Here is an 18131-nt window from a genome sequence, read left to right as displayed (position 1 = left end):
AAAAGTGGTAAAACATTCTCCTGCAAAATTACAATGTTTTATTTAAAATGGCAAATCATCTACATCTGAGATTTCGTCCTGCTCGTCGCGCGGAATCGGACCCGGCGATGAAGAGTAATTATGTCCATTTTCATTATCCCTATTCCCAAATCCTTCATCACTACCCCCTCTGCGGCCTAAAAGCTCAAGATTGTCGGCCACAACTTCGGTAATGTACCTCTTCACTCCATTTTGGTCATCATAGGTGCGGGAACGTATTTTTCCTTCCACATACACCAAGGTACCTTTCTTTACAAATTTTTCGGCAATCTGTGCCAATCCTCTCCAACAAACAATGTTATGCCATTCCGTGCGTTCAGGCACCTGTGTGCCGCCAGAAGTTGTGTAACCCCTTTCACTGGTTGCAAGCGAAAAATTCGCTTTTGCAACATCATTGTCAAAATACTTCATTTCAGGGTCTCTTCCTACATTCCCCACTAAAATTACTTTGTTTACCGACATAATTTAAAAATTTTTGGTTTTAGAATAGCTCTCACTGTAAAAACAAAATTAATCATTAATTTGTAATTAGCAACAAAGAACAACTAAATTATTTCGAGATATTTATGGATAAGTCTCGATACTGGAAACTCTGAAAGTTGTTCATTTTCAATTTTTAAAATACCTTCCGGTGTATTGTAAGAAACTTCATCGGGAATAGTTATCTGGTAAAAATGGGTGTGTATGGCTTGATGGGTAAGCTGATGTTTGATTGCCAGTCGGTGGTTGACAGATAAAGCAGGTATTCCACTGAAGAGTTTCCTGAAAGCTTCATTCCTTTCCAACTCTGCAAAATCGGATGATTCCGGAGTCTCGATCAACGGAAATTCGAACAGATTCTTCCATATATCTGAACCATTACGTTTTTGAAGATATGTGTTACCATTGTGCAGGATATGAAAATAGTAAAAATATCGATTCCTGATCAGGATTTTCCTGTCGTTTACCGGGAGTTTCCCGACTTGGTTCCCGGCAAAAGCGATGCAGTAGTCCTGAAGTACACATAGGGTACATTTGGGCTGTACTGGGGTACAGATTATAGCTCCGAAATCCATCACGGCCTGATTATATCTTCCGGGATCTTTGATGTCGAGCAGTGATTGGGCCATCTCTTTGATTACCTTTTTTCCTTCCGAACTGTGTATCGATAATGCAATGCCGAACAATCGAGCTATTACGCGGTATACATTGCCATCTACTACGGCGTGGGGTTCATGAAAAGCTATAGAAGCAATCGCTGCTGCAGTATATTCGCCTACACCCTTCAATGAAATGATATCGGAATATATTGAAGGAAATATACCGTTGAAGGTGTGCGTCACCTGTTTGGCTGCAGCATGCACATTACGGGCTCGGGTATAATACCCCAATCCCTGCCATAGCTTTAAGACCTCATCTTCTTCAGCTGTGGCAAGTGACACTATATCGGGAAATCTCTCGATAAACCGGAAATAGTAGTCTCTCCCTTGTGCGACCCTTGTCTGTTGCAGAATTATTTCCGATATCCATATTTTATATGGGTCGGTGGTTCTCCGCCAAGGCAGATCACGACCTTCTTTCTCATACCAACTCATTAATAGTGATGTAATCACTGAGTTATTGTCTTTCTCTGTCATTTCTTCTTCGTTGCCTTCAGTTGTTCCGGCAAAGCTAATGAAAAAGTAGGACAGTGGGAAGGTGGGATAGTGGAAAGTGGGAAGGCGGATGTGTGAAAAGTAAAAAAAGAGGAAATTCAGAAAAATTCCCTTCATTTATTTTTCGTGTTGAGAAAAAAGCTATATATTTGCAGTCCAAAATTTTACTAAGTAATAACCGAAGGTATTATTATTAATATTAAAATATAGATAAAATGACTAAAGCAGACATTGTAAATGAGATTGCGAAAAAGACCGGCGTAGATAAAGCATCGGTATTGGCAACAGTGGAGTCTTTCATGGAAGTGGTAAAAGATTCTTTGGCAAATAACGAAAACGTATACCTCAGAGGTTTCGGAAGTTTCATTGTAAAGAAGAGAGCACAGAAAACTGCTCGTAACATCTCCAAAAATACGACTATTATTATCCCCGAACATAATATTCCTGCCTTCAAACCGGCTAAGACTTTTGTGAGCCAGGTAAAAGGTGATAAATAACAATAATTAAATAAGGAGAAAAAGCATATGCCAAGCGGAAAAAAAAGAAAAAGGCATAAAATGTCTGTACACAAGCGTAAAAAAAGACTAAGAAAGAATAGACATAAGAAGAAGAAATAGCCTGTCTTACTTTTTTTACTCGACAATAGAGGAACAAACTTAAAAGAACCAATTGGCTATTAAGTTTGTTCTTTGTGTATAAAACAGGGTGAGGATTCTGGCGAGAATCTCCTTTCTGTTGTGACGACAGAAGCCTAACATATTGAAAATTAATTTATAAAACGAACAATTGTGACAAGCGAACTTGTTGTGGATGTTCAACCAAAAGAAATTACCATTGCGGTTCTCGAAGAGAAGAAACTGGTAGAATTGCAGCAGGAGAGCCAGGATGGTTCATTTGCGGTTGGAAACATCTACGTGGGCAAAGTTAAAAAACTGATGCCCGCCCTTAACGCTGCATTTGTGAATGTGGGACATAAGAAGGACGCTTTTCTTCACTACTTGGATTTAGGGGTTGAATTCAATTCTGTACTCTCTTTTCAGAAACAGGTTGAAGACAAGAAGAAGGTACCGCAGCTCCAGAAGATGAAGCTGCAGCCCGAAATCGAGAAAGAAGGGTCAATCGCGGATATATTGAAAGTAGGGCAGGAGATACTGGTGCAAGTCGCCAAAGAACCTATTTCAACGAAGGGTCCGAGATTGACGGCCGAAATCTCTTTTGCAGGACGATTTATGGTGTTAATCCCATTTATCAACCGGGTATCGGTATCACAAAAGATTAAATCGCGCGAGGAGCGTGCCCGGCTGAGACAGCTGATGCAGAGCATCAAACCGAAGAATTTCGGAGTGATCATACGCACCAATGCTGAAGGTAAGCGGGTCGCCGACCTCGATGCGGAGCTGAAAGTGCTGGTAAAGAGATGGGAAGACAATAACGGAAAGATACAGAAAGCCAAGGCGCCCTCACTGATTTATGAGGAGACAGGGCGTACCGTAGCGCTGTTACGCGATATTTTCAGTCCCTCTTTTGAACAGATCCATATCAATGACCGGGAGGTTGCCCGACAGATTGCCGATTATGTGAGTGTGATTGCCCCCGACCGTAAGAACGTGGTCAAGGAATACAAAGGAGCACTTCCCATTTTGGATAATTTCGGCATCACCAAACAGATTAAATCACTTTTTGGAAGGACTGTTACGTTCAAAAATGGTGCCTATCTAATTATCGAGCATACCGAAGCATTGCATGTGATCGATGTAAACAGTGGAAATCGTAATAAATCGAAACTCGGTCAGGAAGACAGTGCTTACGAGGTGAATGTGGCCGCCGCCGAAGAGATTGCCCGCCAGTTACGTTTGCGGGATATGGGCGGTATTATCGTAATCGACTTCATTGATATGAATAAAGGGGAGCATAGGAATAAGTTGCTCGCCAGGATGCAGGAGTTGATGGCAAAAGATAGGGCCAAGCATAATATCCTGCCATTAAGTAAGTTCGGTTTGATGCAGATTACGCGTCAGCGTGTCCGTCCCGAGATGGAAGTTGCCACAAGCGAGGTTTGCCCCACCTGCTTCGGTAAAGGAAAGATAAAGTCGTCGATTCTTTTCACAGACACTTTGGAAGGAAAGATCGATTATTTAGCTACCAAGCTACAAGTGAAGAAATTCAGTCTGCATATACACCCTTATGTTGCAGCTTTTGTTCAGAAGGGTCTCTTTTCGTTGAAATACAAATGGAGAAAAAAATTCAATGTAAGCATGAAAGTTATTCCCGACCAGAAACTCGGGTTCCTGCAATATGAATTTTACGACAAAGAAGGAAACGAAATAGATCTGAAAGAAGAAATTGAAATGAAATAACGTTTCGTAAGAACGAGACAAAAGCAAAATAAAAACCGGTATTCCAAAGTGGATATCGGTTTTTTTGCTTCACCGCTGTTCAATAGTTATTCATTCGCTTCGCTCATGTTATTCGTGCTTCGCACGTTGTTCGCTTCGCTGTTATTCACGCTTCACGTGTAATTGCCGAACAACCACTGAATAACAATCGAATAACAATCGAATAACCACCGAGTCAGGTCCAGTCCACGTTGTAGTATAAAAGGATCTGTTTGAAGTCATTGTTTTCCCGAAGACGGGTTTCGGCTAATTTTATGAACATCCTGACCTGTGAAGGAGAAAAGTGATGGTCGAGTTTCAATAAAATTTCACGAATATATTGTTGTTGAATACGGCTGACTATCGGTTTATTGGGTCCCAGCACGCTGTTTCCGAGGACTTGTTTTAGCTGCTGGGAAATGAAAACTGCTCCCGACTCTACTTTGTGTTCATCTTTATGTTTCAAAATAATAGAGATCAGACGGGTGAATGGAGGGTACTTGAACAGTTTCCTCTCTGCGATTTGGGAGAGATAAAAACCTTCGTAATCATTGCAGGTGATAAACCGGTAAATGGGTTGCTCCGGATCGGCTGTTTGAATAATGACCGTTCCCTGCTTATCTCTTCGTCCTGCACGGTCGGCCGCCTGGGTGATCAGCTGAAAGCCCCGTTCGTGGGAACGGAAATCGGGATAGTTCAACATCGAATCAGCAGCAATAATTCCCACTACCCTTACATTCCCGAAATCGAGCCCTTTTGAGATCATCTGCGTACCGACAAGTATCTGGATCCGGTTTTCCTGAAAATCGTTGATGATACGCTCGAACGAATCCTTACCGCGTGTAGTGTCACTGTCCATCCTGGCTACTACGGCATCCGGAAAGAGTTGAGCTACTTCCTCTTCCAGCCGTTCGGTACCGTTTCCCAGGGTTTTCAATTCTCCTTCGTGGCATGAGGGACATTCTGAAGGTAAAGGGTAGGAGCTGTTGCAATAGTGGCAAACCAGACTGTGTGCTTTCTTGTGATAGGTAAGCGTGACATCGCAATGGTCGCATTTCGGTGTCCAGGCACATGCTGAACATTCTATCATCGGGGCAAAACCGCGGCGGTTCCGAAAAAGAATGGCCTGTTCTCCGTTCTCGAGTGCGGTGTTAATCTCCTCCAGCAATAGCGGGGTAAGCAGGCTCTTCATTTTCTTTCGTAGGCGCAGATCTTTGGTGTTTTGCAGCCTGATCAGAGGTAGCTCAATCTTGCCAAAGCGTTCATTCAGGGTTACCAGCCCATATTTTCCACTCCGTGCATTATAATAGGATTCAATGGAGGGTGTTGCAGAACCCAATAATGTTTTTGCCCCGGAAATATGTGCCAGCATGATGGCCGTATCACGTGCATGATAACGGGGAGATGGTTCTTGTTGTTTGTAACTTGTTTCGTGTTCCTCATCCACGATCACTAATCCCAATCGGCTGAATGGGAGAAAAAGAGAGGAACGTACTCCCAGAATGATCTCATAAGGGGTGTCGGATAGCATCTTCTGCCATATCTCGACCCGTTCCTGATCGTCGATCCCTGAGTGGTAGATCCCGATTTTATTACCAAAAAGTGCTCGAAGCCGCTGTGTGAGTTGCGTAGTTAATGCGATTTCCGGCAGGAGATAGAGTGTCTGTTTGCCTTCATTCAACAGTTGGTGGATAAGATGGGTATAGATCTCCGTCTTTCCGCTCGATGTAGCTCCATGCAAAAGGATGGTCTGTTTGTCGGAGAAACGGTTTTGAATAGTATCCAGAGCCTTCTGTTGTTCTTCGCTTAAGGTATAAAGGCTACGGATAGAGTTATTATCCGTATGTAAGCGGCTTTGCTCTACGGTAAAATAATCTATGATTCCTTTTTTGCATAAACCCTCCAATGTTGCTACCGAGTACCCATTCAATTCTTTTACCTCTTTCTTACTGATACTTTTCCTGTCTCTCTTGGTGAGGAACCAGATGATCTCATCCAGCAATATTTGCTGTTTTTTTGCTTTCCTGATAAGCGTGGAGATGGTTGTATCATCCAATTCCGGGTTGATTCGCAGATGGGTCTCGCTTTTGGGGATGAATCCTGTTTTAAAGTCAGCCGGTATCATGGGAGAGGGGAATGCCGCTTTGAAAACATCTCCCTGAGCCGAGAGATAATAAAAAGATATCCACTCCCACAATTCCAACTGTTGTTCAGTGACAACAGGGCTGAAATCGATAAGGGTATGGATATCCTTGATAATAAAGTCACCCGGTTTTTGACCGTGTAACTTTGTAACGATAGCGGTGTAATATTTTTTACTTCCGAAAGGTACGGTTACCCTGATACCCCGTCTGATTCTGTCTTGAAATTCATTCGGAACTGAGTAGGTAAACAGAGGGGATAGTGGAAGCGGTAATATTACATCGGCATACATGCATTAAAAGTAGATAGCTCCGGTAATACTCCATGTTTCTGTTTTACCATTCAACGGATCTCTCCAGTTGGGTTCATTAACTGAATAGTTATCGGTTAGCTGTACCTTGTAGTTCACTCCTACCTGCAACATCTTGAATAGTTCCAGACCGAATCCCACATTCGCTCCTGCTTGAAATTCCTTCGCCTTGACATCATCCCGTATTTCTCCAAAATCGACCTTGTCACTCGAGATCAGGTAACCGGCATAAGGGCCTGCAGTGCCGAACAGTTTTATCGGTAGCCCACCCAGACCGAGTTTCACCTTTGCATTAAGCGGTAACGTGAGATAACGGTTCGACACATCGCTACTCTTCGGTTCATCGCCGGTCAGCCTGGAGATAGTCATCCGGTTATCGTTGTAAAGCAACGACGTTTCGAGTCCAAAATCCAATACAGCAAAGGGAAACATCATTTCAAGAGTGGGACCTACACTGTATGCTGTCATATTTTCCACTTTCAACGTCTCATTGTTGAATTTCGGATTATTTAAACCTACATCGGCCTTTACACCTATCTTGATCTGAGAGAAGGTAGGCAAGGCAAGCATAGACAGTAGCACTATCAACATGCTGCTTCTGATGATCTTTTCTTTTTTCATACTGAAAACTGTTTAGTAAAACATTTACATTGTCTTAAAGAGAAGACAAATGTACATATATGACTTCGTTTAAACAAAAAAGATTGGCTATTGGTTGTTAAATTAATCATAAATAGGAAATGGATTTATCCTCTTCTTCAAACTTTTGTGTGGTTAGTACTCTTTTTCAAGAAAAATATTGTAAAAAATATTCAGATATTAGTTAAAATATTTGCATCACTAAAAAAATGTACTTTTCTTTGTATGAAAATTCAAATTAAACACTATTAATTACTATATTAATAGGGATTCGAACTTAAAGACTATGAATACAAGTATCGTGTCCAAAGGAGAGGGTGTTATAGAGAAAATAAATTACATTAATTTGTGCGTCTTTAATTTAAAATGAGAATAAGACTGAATGTGAATCTATTCTGTGTTCGTACACATGTTAGAGCGTGTTCGTGCACAATCTGAAAAGATAAACACAAACGATTGCAAATTTGGCTGTGTAACTGTTAGAACTTAAAGAGAAGATTAATGAGGTGTGTACGTCTACAAGACCAATAATCTTTGAAACCAATATCATTCATTAAAAATAAGTTTATCTAATATTTTAGAATTATGAGTAATCTTTCAAAAAAAATGAATTTTGGGTGTTTGATACTCTTTTGTTTAGGTATGCTTTTCTTTATCAGTTGTAAAGAGGAGACTGAGAACAATAAGAATGAGTTTGATCCCAACAAACCGGTTGAAGTAACCGATTTTACACCCAAGAGCGGGTCGGCAAAGACACGCATGCACATTTATGGGAAGAATTTTGGAACCGACATCTCTCAGATATCCGTAAAGGTAGGAGGGATTCCAGCGAAGGTTATAGGGAGCAATGGTGATATCATATATTGCCTGGTTCCACACCGTGCAGTTGAAGGTACTATTGAGGTAGCAATAGGTTCTGGAGGTAAGCAGGCTATTGCTTCTGAGTTATTCCAATACCAAAGTAAAACTGTTGTTTCTACTCTTGCGGGATATGTTGATCCGACTGGGAAGAAAGAGGTTAAAGACGGTCCTTTTGATGACTGTGGATTTGAAGGCCCCCGCTGGATGAATATTGATCCGAAAAACAAGCATCATATTTACATGATCGATGCGAGTGGCGTCACCGGTGTCTCTATCCGGCTTTTAGACCTTGAGGCAAACACCGTCTCCACGATACTTCAGAGAGGCCAGGGAAATTGGGAGAATATGCGCCAGATAGAGTTTTCATTGACTGGGGATACCTTGTTGATTTCTAATGAAAGAGATGCGAATGGAGCAATTGCAGTATCTTATGTAACTAGGTCCAATGGTTTTAAAAGACCCCAACACCTCGTTTATTACAGGAAAAACAACACTTGCGGCATTCATCCGGTGAATGGGGAATTATATTACAATTCCCGTACAACCGGAGAGATCGTGCGCTATAACTGGCAGACGGGAGATTCTGAAGTACTCTATACTTTGAAAAGCAGAGATTGCCAGTTTTTTGTATTTTTTCATCCCACCGGAGATTATGCCTATATGACCATTCCGAATAAGAAATTAATCATGAAAGCGGAATATGACTGGGAAAATAAAACGTTGAAAGTCGCCAACAACTTTGTGGGAAGTGATGGCAAGGAAGGATGGCAGGATGGACAGGGTACCAATGCCTTATTGGGGAATCCGATGCAAGGTTGTTTTGTCAAGAATGAAAAATATGTACAGGAAGGCAAATCAGATCTTTATGATTTCTATTTCGCCGACCAGAATGCCCATTGCATCCGGTATGTAACCCCGGAAGGTTTCGTGTATACCTATGCCGGACGTGGTAGCAAGGGTGTGAACAGTAGCGCGAATGGATATGTGGATGGAGATCTGTTAAAAGAAGCACGGTTCAATCAACCTGTAGGAATCGCTTATGATGAAGAAAACAAAACCTTCTACATCGGAGATGCTAACAATGCACGCATCCGTACTATCGTAGTTGACGAATAATAATTTTAAATTTCTGATAATGAAACATTTTACAGTGGTGTGTACCCTTCTTTTCTGGTTTGTCCTGACAACTGGATATGCCCAAAATAACGGAGGGGGTAAAACACTTGAAGTTAGGGGAATAGTTACCGATGAGAATAATGAACCTCTGATCGGAGCTAATGTGGTGGTAAAAGATGTGCCCGGATTAGGTGCCATCACCGATATGGACGGAAAATACAAAATAAAGATTGAACCTTTTAACCGGCTTGTTTTTAGCTATATCGGATATGAAACGCAGGAGGTACTGGTAAAAACAGAGACCGTGATCAATGTGATAATGAAAGAATCGGAATCGAGCATCCTGGAAGAAGTAGTGGTTACCGGTACCGGAATACAGAAGAAGATAAACCTGACAGGTGCCGTCACGGCCGTCGATGTGGATGTACTGAAAGCTTCCCCCACTGCTAACATAACAAACGCGTTGGCGGGAAATGTCGCAGGGGTGTTGGCCATGCAGACCAGCGGACAGCCGGGACATACCACTTCCGAATTCTGGATACGAGGTATCTCCACTTTCGGGGCAAGCAATAGCGCCTTGGTTTTGGTGGATGGTTTTGAGAGAAATCTCGATGAAATAAACGTCGAGGATATCGAGTCGTTCCAAGTACTGAAAGATGCTTCGGAAACAGCCATCTACGGATCCCGTGGTGCTAACGGGGTGGTGTTGGTCACCACCAAGCATGGAAAACCGGGAAAGATCAATATCAACGCAAAGGTTGAGACAATCCATAACTCCCTGATCAAAGTACCCAAATATGCCAATGGGTATGATTACGCTGTCATGTTGAATGAGTCGCGTATTACCCGTAATCAGGAGCCGGTATATGCGGAAGACGAATTGATTTCCATCAAATATGGACTGGATCCTGATATATTGCCTAATGTAGACTGGCAGGATGTCATATTGCGGGATCATGCCATGAGTTACAGGGCAAATGTGAACCTTGACGGAGGGGGCGCCAATGCCCGTTATTTCATATCTCTCAGCTATATAGAGGAGGAGGGTATGTACAAGACAGATAAATCCATCCAAGATAATTATAGTACCAATGCCAATTCGAGACGATATAATTACAGGATAAACGCAGACATGGACATCACAAGTACTACTTCTTTGCATATCGGGATATCGGGGATGTTGAAGAAGATTAACGATTCCGGAAAAGGGAGTGATGCTATCTGGAACAGCCTTACAGGGCAGAATCCGGTACAGATGCCCGTCACTTATTCGAATGGTTATTTTCCCGGCTTTAACGTGAGTGATATCCGTGATAATCCATGGGTAGCCGCCACGCAGACCGGTTATAGGCAGAACTGGTACAATGAGGTGCAGACTAACGTCACATTGGAACAAAAGCTTGATTTTATCGCCAAAGGATTGAGATTTGTGGGAAAGTTCGGTTATGATACGAATAACAGCAATTGGATACACAAGCTAAAAGCTCCTGAACGGTGGACGGCTGAACGCCAGCGCGACGATAACGGGGAAATCGTTTTTAAACGGGTGAATGCAGAGATATTAATGGAACAGACTTCGGGGGGTGGAGGAGACCGCCGCGAATTCCTCGAAGCTGAACTACATTACAACCGGAATATAAGTGACCATCATTTCGGTGGCACAGTGAAATATAATCAGGATTCGAAAGTACAAACCTATAATTTGGGAAGTGATTTGAAAAACAGCATACCCCGTAGGCATCAGGGAGTGGCCGGTCGTATCACGTATGATTGGAAACATCGTTACTATGCTAATTTTAACTTCGGATATAGCGGTTCTGAAAACTTTGCCCCCAATAATCAATTCGGTTTTTTTCCGGCTTTTTCTGGGGCATGGAATATTTCAGAGGAGCCCTATATCAAAAATAAACTCAATTGGCTGGAAATGCTCAAACTTCGTTACTCATGGGGGAAAATCGGTAATGCCAATGTAGGAATCAGATTCCCCTATTTGTACACCATTGGGGAAAATATGGGCGGGTATCAATGGGCTGATTTTGATTTTAACCGCTCGTATCAGGGGAAGTCTTATAGCCAGGTTGCTTCTGAAGATATTACCTGGGAGATTGCGACCAAACAAGATGTCGGACTGGATGCCTCTGTCTTGAAGGGTAAGTTCAGCTTTATGGTCGACTATTTCCATGAAAAGACTACGGGTATTTTTATGTCACGCACCTCATTGCCGTGGATTGTCGGACTAAATGATGGGGATAATCCAAGGGCCAATGTCGGAAGCGTTCTGTCGCAAGGCATGGAAGGTAATTTCATTCTTAAACAGAAGATTGGCAATGTGAACCTGACCATCCGGGGTAATGCGACCTACAGCAAAAATGAGATATTGGAAAGGGACGAAGGTTTCAAACAATTCCCCTATCAATATGAAAAAGGATATAGGGTGAATCAGGCAAGAGGACTTATAGCCATCGGCCTTTTCAAGGATTGGGACGACATCCGTAACAGCCCGGTGCAGAATACATGGGGATCTGTAATGCCGGGAGATATTAAATATCAGGATGTAAATGGAAATGGAGTGATTGACAATAACGATAGGGTGGCGATAGGCGCTACCACCAAGCCTAATTTAATATACGGATTGGGAGCATCCGCACAATGGAAGAATGTGGATTTTAATATCCATTTCCAAGGTGCCGGTAAATCGTCTTTCTTCCTTTCGGGAGGTATCGCTCATCCTTTTTCCAGAGGACAATGGGGGAATGTTTTACAGGACGTAGTGGAAAATCGTTGGATTTCACGTGATATATCGGGCGACCCGGCAACAGAAAATCCCAATGCGAAATATCCCCGTCTGGAATATGAAAACTCCAATGGGAACAATCGCCAGCAATCCACTTTTTGGTTACAAGACGGTTCGTATGTACGTTTAAAAACACTTGAGATGGGGTATAATGTGCCGAAAAACTTTGCCAATAAATTTAAATTCAATAAAATAAGAGTCTTCTTTATTGGCACAAATCTACTCACTTTCTCCAAATTTAAATTGTGGGATCCGGAAGCTGCGAGAAATGACGGAGGAGGATACCCTCTCTCCAAGTCTTTAAATTTTGGATTGAGCGTTAACTTATAAAAAGAACAGAAAAATGAAAAAAGGATTAATTATATTTACTGTGGTGGCAATAATTTCCACATTTGTCTCTTGTTCCGATTTTTTAGAAGTTGACAAGGAAATAAAAGATCGGCTGACCCTTGAAGCCGTTTTCTTAAAAAGAGATTATGTGGAAGAATGGTTGGCGAATGCTTATTCATATTTAATTGATGATAACGGGGATATCGGTATCGGGAACTGGCACTTTGCTTTTAGTGACGATATGTATAATCCCAAGTACAAAAACATACGGGAAGCGGCCTATATTGAAGAGGACTATCAGAATTCCTGGGTAAATGCTTACAGGGGTATACGGCAGGCTTCCATATTCATAGAAAATATTAAGGTTTGTGAGGAGGTAATAGAAGAGGAAGTTATCGATTTCAAAGCGCAGGCGCGTTTTGTAAGGGCATTCTACTATTGGAAACTATTACAAAAGTATGGCCCTGTCCCTCTTTTACCCGAAAAAGGGTTGGATTATACTGAAACTTATACTGAGTTGTCGATTCCACGTAGCAGTTATGACGAATGTGTGGAGTATATTGTTTCGGAAATGTCGCTTGCTGCCAAAGATCTACCTTTGCGCAGGGAACTGCTCTCCATTAGTAGGCCTACCCGTGGCGCAGCATTGAGTGTCAGGGCGAAAGCCCTTTTATATGCGGCGAGCCCTCTGATGAATGGCAATAAGGATAACTATGCCGCTCAATTGGTGGATGATCAGGGTAAAAGGTTGCTGTCTGAAACCTATGATGAGGAAAAATGGGCGAAGGCCGCTGCTGCTGCAAAAGATGTAATGGATTTGAATACCTATCAATTGTATGTCTCCTATAAACGTGAGAGCGGCGACCTTGCTTATCCGGCGACAATTCCTCCCTATGAGGATGGTGATTTTTCGAACAAAAATTGGCCGCAGGGATATGCCGACATAGATCCTTTCGAATCCTACCGGTCGGTATTCAACGGAGAACTGACTGCCACTGAAAACCCGGAGCTGATCTTTACCCGCGCCCAAAATCAAGGAGGTTCCGGTGTGAATTTTATGGTATTGTCCCAACTGCCACTTAGAGCCAAAGGGTATAATCAAACCTGCTTGACACAGAAACAGACCGATGCTTATTACATGCTCGATGGAGCTGACTGCCCGGGTAAGGATATGGAAATTGGTAGAGGAGACGGTAGCCAAAGAGCACCCGGTTTTGTGACGGATGCCGATATACAAGCGGGAAACTATAAACCTTTGGTAAAAGGAGTTTCTCTTCAGTATGCTAATCGAGAACCCCGCTTCTATGCTTCTGTGGCATATAATGGAACAATGTGGAATTTGTTGAATGCCACCCTGGAGATAGATAAAGGGCCTTATTATTGCTGGTATTACCGTGGTGGAGAAGAGGGACAGAGTAATTCGGGCAATTGGTTGCTCACTGGTATTGGTGTGAAGAAATTTGTACGTCCCACCGATACCAACGACGACTTGAACACCAGCGGAAGCAATTCGCATATTACTAAAAAAGCGGATCCTGCCATCCGATATGCGGAAATATTGTTAATATATGCAGAAGCGTTGAATGAATTGACCGCAACTTATCAGATAGAGTCGTGGGATGGAACCACAACCCATTCAATCAGCAGGGATGTCTATGAATTGAAAAAAGGTATCCAGCCAATACGTATCCGAGCGGGAATACCTGATTATGATGAAAATATTTATGCGAATGCCGGTGAATTCCGTAATAAATTGAAACGGGAACGTCAGGTAGAGCTGATGGGGGAAGGACATCGTTATTTCGACCTGCGTCGATGGAAAGATGCGCCTGAAGAAGAGGCATTGCCTTTCTATGGTTGCAATACCTTAATGACGGAAAAAGAAAAGGAACAATTTCACATGCCTGTAGAAATTACAAGTGTACGCACATGTTTTGCTGAAAAGACCTATTTTTGGCCTATCCATAGGACTGAATTACAGAGAAATATTCGTTTAACCCAGAATCCTGGTTGGTTAAATAGTTATTAATTAGTAAAAGTTGCAGAAATGAAGAATATCATATATCTACTGGGAAGTATTTTAGCGATCCTGATTATATGTAGTGCTTGTAATGACGAATGGAAGGAAGAACAGTATATACAGTATGCTTGTCTGAAAGCACCTGCAGGTAGTGGTAGTACTGTAACCCAAATCAGGGTGAAATACAGGAGCGAAGAAACTACCCGTTATCAATTGCCCGTTATTATGTCTGGTACAACACTTAATAGCAAGGATAGAGATATACATATTGTGCTGGATCCGGATACATTAGACATATACAACAGAGAGCATTTCTACAGTCGTACGGATTTGTATTACCACTTATTGGAGGGCTCATTTTATGACATTCCCAATCCTGTGGTACATATTCCTGCAGGAAAACAATCAGCTCTTTTAGATATCAATTTTAAGTTAAAAGATATAGATCTTGTAGAACAATGGGTGCTCCCTCTCAAAATTGATGATGACCCCTCTTACAATTATCAGTCGCATCCCCGTAAGGATTACAACAATGCATTATTATGGGTGACTCCTTTTAATGATTACTCGGGAACTTATGGTACCACGAACTTGTCGGTCTATACCGAAACAAGCAATCAGCCGATCATTGAAAATCAACGTACAACTCATGTGGTGGACGAAAATTCAATATTCTTCTATGCCGGAGTGACAAAAGAGGAAAGGAGAGATCGTAAATATTTCAAGGTGATTGCTACCTTCAACGCCGAAACAGACAGTACGGGTACAGTCTCCTTAGAGGCTGCATATCCCGATGTGATCAAGCTACAGGTAATTGGGCAGCCCACATATCAGGTTGTTAAAGTGATGGATACAGCAAAACCGACTTTGCAAAGAAGAACCGTTACGGTGAGTATGGAGTATACCTTTGAGGATGCACTCGAAGTGCCTGATCATATTACTCGCTATTCAGTGAAAGGTACAATGTCGATGCAGCGTAATATCAATACGCTGATTGAAGACGAGGAGTTTGCCATTGAATGGTAGTACTGTTTATTGTTTTATCGACATAAAAAAAGCGACAAATGCCGCTTTTTTTATGTCGATAGATCTTAAATTCCAAGGAATAAAGTCATTGGATTTTTAAATTTAATCAGCAAATTTCGCTTTCAGGAACTCGCGATTCAACCGTGCGATATTGGTGATAGAGATGTTCTTGGGGCATTCCACTTCACATGCACCGGTATTGGTACAGTTACCGAAACCTAGTTCGTCCATTTTGGCTATCATCGCCTTGGCTCGCTGCTTCCTTTCTATGCGTCCTTGCGGAAGTAACGCGAACTGGCTTACCTTGGCCGATACGAAGAGCATCGCCGATCCATTCTTGCAGGCTGCAACACAAGCACCGCAACCGATACAAGCAGCAGCATCCATCGCCATTTCTGCATCGTCACGAGGGATGGGGATAGCATTGGCATCAGGTATACCACCGGTATTGACTGATACATAACCTCCAGCCTGAATGATCTTGTCGAAGGCCGAACGGTCTACCATCAGATCCTTGATGATGGGGAATCCGGCAGAACGCCATGGTTCTACAGTGATAGTATCGCCATCGTTGAAGCGGCGCATATGAAGCTGGCAGGTAGTAACTCCCTGGTCAGGCCCGTGTGGATGTCCGTTGATATAGAGACTACACATACCGCAGATACCTTCGCGGCAGTCGTGGTCAAAAACCACTGGCTCTTTTCCTTCGTTGATCAGTTGTTCATTCAGGATATCGAGCATCTCCAGGAATGAACTTCCCTGTGAGATATTTTGCAATGGGTAAGTTTCGAAGTGCCCTTTGTCTTTCGGTCCGTTCTGGCACCAAACTTTTACTTTTATATTGATATCTTTATCCATGATCGTTTTGTTGTTTTAAAGTTTACCCGTTTTAATCTGCCTTTACGATTTGTAGTTTCTCTGTTGACGAACCACAAACTCATAATCAAGAGGTTCTTTATACATCACCGGATCTTTATCTTCTCCCTGGTATTCCCAGCAGGAAACGTAGGAGAATTGATCGTCATGGCGCAATGCTTCACCTTCTGGTGTCTGATGTTCCAGACGGAAGTGTCCTCCACAAGACTCTTCGCGGTCGAGGGCATCGTGTGCCATCAGTTCGCCGATTTCGATAAAGTCAGCCAGACGTAACGCTTTTTCGAGTTCCACGTTGAGGGTCTCTTTGTCGCCGGGGATCCGTAAGTTGGTACAGAAGTCTTTTTTTACCTCTTTTAACTTCTCGATAGCGTTCTTCAGACCTTCTGCATCGCGACCCATACCTACGAAGTCCCACATGATATGGCCCAACTCCTTATGGATATGATCCACTGAGTGTTTTCCCTTGATGCTCATCAGGCGGTCGATCCTGTCGTTGATATCTTTCTCTGCCTTATCAAATTCAGGTGCATCGGTTTTAAAGCGTGGCACACCAATCTGGTCGGAAAGATAGTTTTGTATGGTGTAGGGAAGTACGAAATAACCGTCAGCCAACCCCTGCATCAATGCAGATGCTCCCAGTCGGTTGGCACCATGGTCGGAGAAGTTGGCTTCGCCGATGGCAAACAGTCCGGGGATACTGGTCATCAGTTCATAATCTACCCAGATACCACCCATGGTATAGTGGATGGCGGGATAGATCATCATGGGCGTTTCATAAGGATTATCGTCCACGATCTTTTCATACATCTGGAAGAGATTGCCGTAGCGGGCTTCGACCACATCCCTGCCGAGACGGTTGATCGCTTCGGCAAAGTCGAGGTAAACTGCCAGACCGGTGTTGCCTACTCCGTAACCTGCGTCGCAGCGTTCTTTGGCGGCACGTGATGCTACGTCACGTGGAACAAGGTTACCGAATGCCGGGTAACGACGCTCCAGATAGTAGTCGCGATCTTCTTCCTTGATATCGGTTGGTTTCAGCTTACCCTCACGGATAGCTTTTGCATCTTCTAATTTTTTCGGTACCCAGATACGTCCGTCGTTACGCAACGATTCCGACATAAGGGTCAATTTTGACTGGAATTCACCGTGAACCGGAATACAAGTCGGGTGGATCTGTGCCATACAAGGGTTGGCGAAATAAGCGCCTCTCTTGTAGCATTGCCACGCTGCCGAACCATTCGAAGTCATGGCGTTGGTTGACAGGAAGAAGGTGTTGCCGTATCCACCTGTACCGATTACCACGGCATGGGCGGCGAAACGTTCCAGTTTTCCTGTAACTAAGTTGCGGGCGATAATACCGCGTGCACGACCGTCGATGATGACCAAATCCACCATCTCGTAACGGGTATAGAGTTTCACCTGCTTCTTCTGTACAGCGCGGCTCAATGCTGAGTAGGCACCCAGCAGAAGCTGCTGACCTGTCTGACCGCGGGCATAGAATGTACGGGAGACTTGTGCTCCACCGAATGAACGGTTGGCGAGCAATCCGCCGTATTCACGTGCAAAAGGAACGCCTTGAGCTACACACTGATCGATAATGCTGTTCGATACTTCCGCCAGACGGTGTACGTTGGCTTCGCGGGCACGGTAGTCGCCCCCTTTAATCGTATCATAGAACAGACGGTAGACGGAGTCACCGTCGTTCGGATAATTCTTGGCAGCATTGATACCCCCTTGTGCAGCGATAGAGTGTGCACGGCGGGGAGAATCCTGGATACAGAAATTCAGTACGTTGAAACCCATTTCGCCTAATGAGGCTGCTGCTGATGCACCTGCCAGACCGGTACCTACCACGATAATATCGAGGCGGCGTTTATTGGCCGGGTTCACCAACTTTTGATGGTTCTTATAATTGGTCCATTTCTCGGCGAGAGGTCCTTCGGGTATTTTGGAATTTATCTTGTTCATA

The 18131-nt window shown here is 43.2% G+C and carries 12 protein-coding genes; 6 read left to right on the top strand and 6 right to left on the bottom strand.

The window, feature by feature from the left end; translation table 11 throughout:
- Positions 1 to 42: 42 nt before the first annotated feature.
- Both VB073_RS03955 and mutY read right to left on the bottom strand, forming a co-directional pair.
- On the bottom strand, positions 43 to 501 hold the full coding sequence (locus VB073_RS03955) for a single-stranded DNA-binding protein (protein WP_323402846.1): 459 nt from the start codon (positions 499 to 501) through the stop codon (positions 43 to 45).
- Between the two features lie 83 nt (positions 502 to 584).
- Entirely contained in the window at positions 585 to 1655 is a 1071-nt protein-coding gene (gene mutY / locus VB073_RS03950) for an A/G-specific adenine glycosylase (protein WP_323403183.1), read from the bottom strand.
- 233 nt (positions 1656 to 1888) lie between these two features.
- Here mutY and VB073_RS03945 point away from each other — a divergent pair, with 233 nt between their 5' ends.
- Both VB073_RS03945 and VB073_RS03940 read left to right on the top strand, forming a co-directional pair.
- The gene (locus VB073_RS03945) at positions 1889 to 2170 is read left to right on the top strand and encodes an HU family DNA-binding protein (RefSeq protein ID WP_298646694.1); all 282 of its coding nucleotides are present in this window, start codon (positions 1889 to 1891) and stop codon (positions 2168 to 2170) included.
- Between the two features lie 291 nt (positions 2171 to 2461).
- Positions 2462 to 4030 (top strand): Rne/Rng family ribonuclease, encoded by a 1569-nt coding sequence (locus tag VB073_RS03940; RefSeq protein ID WP_323402845.1) that lies wholly within the window; start codon positions 2462 to 2464, stop codon positions 4028 to 4030.
- Between the two features lie 214 nt (positions 4031 to 4244).
- On the opposite strand, the gene priA is transcribed toward VB073_RS03940, so the two are convergent.
- Positions 4245 to 6482, bottom strand: coding sequence for a replication restart helicase PriA (gene priA, locus VB073_RS03935; protein ID WP_323402844.1), 2238 nt, complete (start codon positions 6480 to 6482; stop codon positions 4245 to 4247).
- Between the two features lie 3 nt (positions 6483 to 6485).
- Complete coding sequence (locus VB073_RS03930; RefSeq protein WP_323402843.1) at positions 6486 to 7121, bottom strand: porin family protein; 636 nt, start codon at positions 7119 to 7121, stop codon at positions 6486 to 6488.
- A gap of 624 nt (positions 7122 to 7745) precedes the next feature.
- On the opposite strand from VB073_RS03930, the gene VB073_RS03925 reads away from it, so the two are divergent.
- Genes VB073_RS03925 through VB073_RS03910 form a run of 4 tightly spaced genes read left to right on the top strand, consistent with a single transcriptional unit; the run spans position 7746 to position 15286 of the window.
- Positions 7746 to 9116 carry an IPT/TIG domain-containing protein gene (locus VB073_RS03925; RefSeq protein WP_323402842.1) on the top strand — a complete coding sequence of 457 codons (1371 nt, stop codon included), beginning with the start codon at positions 7746 to 7748 and terminating at the stop codon, positions 9114 to 9116.
- 19 nt (positions 9117 to 9135) lie between these two features.
- Positions 9136 to 12240, top strand: coding sequence for a TonB-dependent receptor (locus tag VB073_RS03920; protein ID WP_323402841.1), 3105 nt, complete (start codon positions 9136 to 9138; stop codon positions 12238 to 12240).
- 13 nt (positions 12241 to 12253) lie between these two features.
- Complete coding sequence (locus VB073_RS03915) at positions 12254 to 14269, top strand: RagB/SusD family nutrient uptake outer membrane protein (RefSeq protein ID WP_323402840.1); 2016 nt, start codon at positions 12254 to 12256, stop codon at positions 14267 to 14269.
- A gap of 18 nt (positions 14270 to 14287) precedes the next feature.
- Positions 14288 to 15286: a DUF4973 domain-containing protein gene (locus tag VB073_RS03910; protein ID WP_323402839.1), complete on the top strand. Its 999-nt coding sequence runs from the start codon at positions 14288 to 14290 to the stop codon at positions 15284 to 15286.
- Positions 15287 to 15388: 102 nt separating this feature from the next.
- On the opposite strand, the gene VB073_RS03905 is transcribed toward VB073_RS03910, so the two are convergent.
- The gene (locus VB073_RS03905) at positions 15389 to 16144 is read right to left on the bottom strand and encodes a succinate dehydrogenase/fumarate reductase iron-sulfur subunit (protein WP_323402838.1); all 756 of its coding nucleotides are present in this window, start codon (positions 16142 to 16144) and stop codon (positions 15389 to 15391) included.
- A 42-nt stretch (positions 16145 to 16186) separates the two neighbouring features.
- Complete coding sequence (locus VB073_RS03900; RefSeq protein WP_323402837.1) at positions 16187 to 18130, bottom strand: fumarate reductase/succinate dehydrogenase flavoprotein subunit; 1944 nt, start codon at positions 18128 to 18130, stop codon at positions 16187 to 16189.
- Position 18131 lies beyond the last annotated feature (1 nt).

It is taken from the genome of Proteiniphilum sp., assembly GCF_034927365.1.
Taxonomy (GTDB): Bacteria; Bacteroidota; Bacteroidia; order Bacteroidales; family Dysgonomonadaceae; genus Proteiniphilum.
The sequence above is the reverse complement of the archived record's forward strand: the minus strand, read 5'-3'. Positions and strand labels throughout refer to the sequence as shown.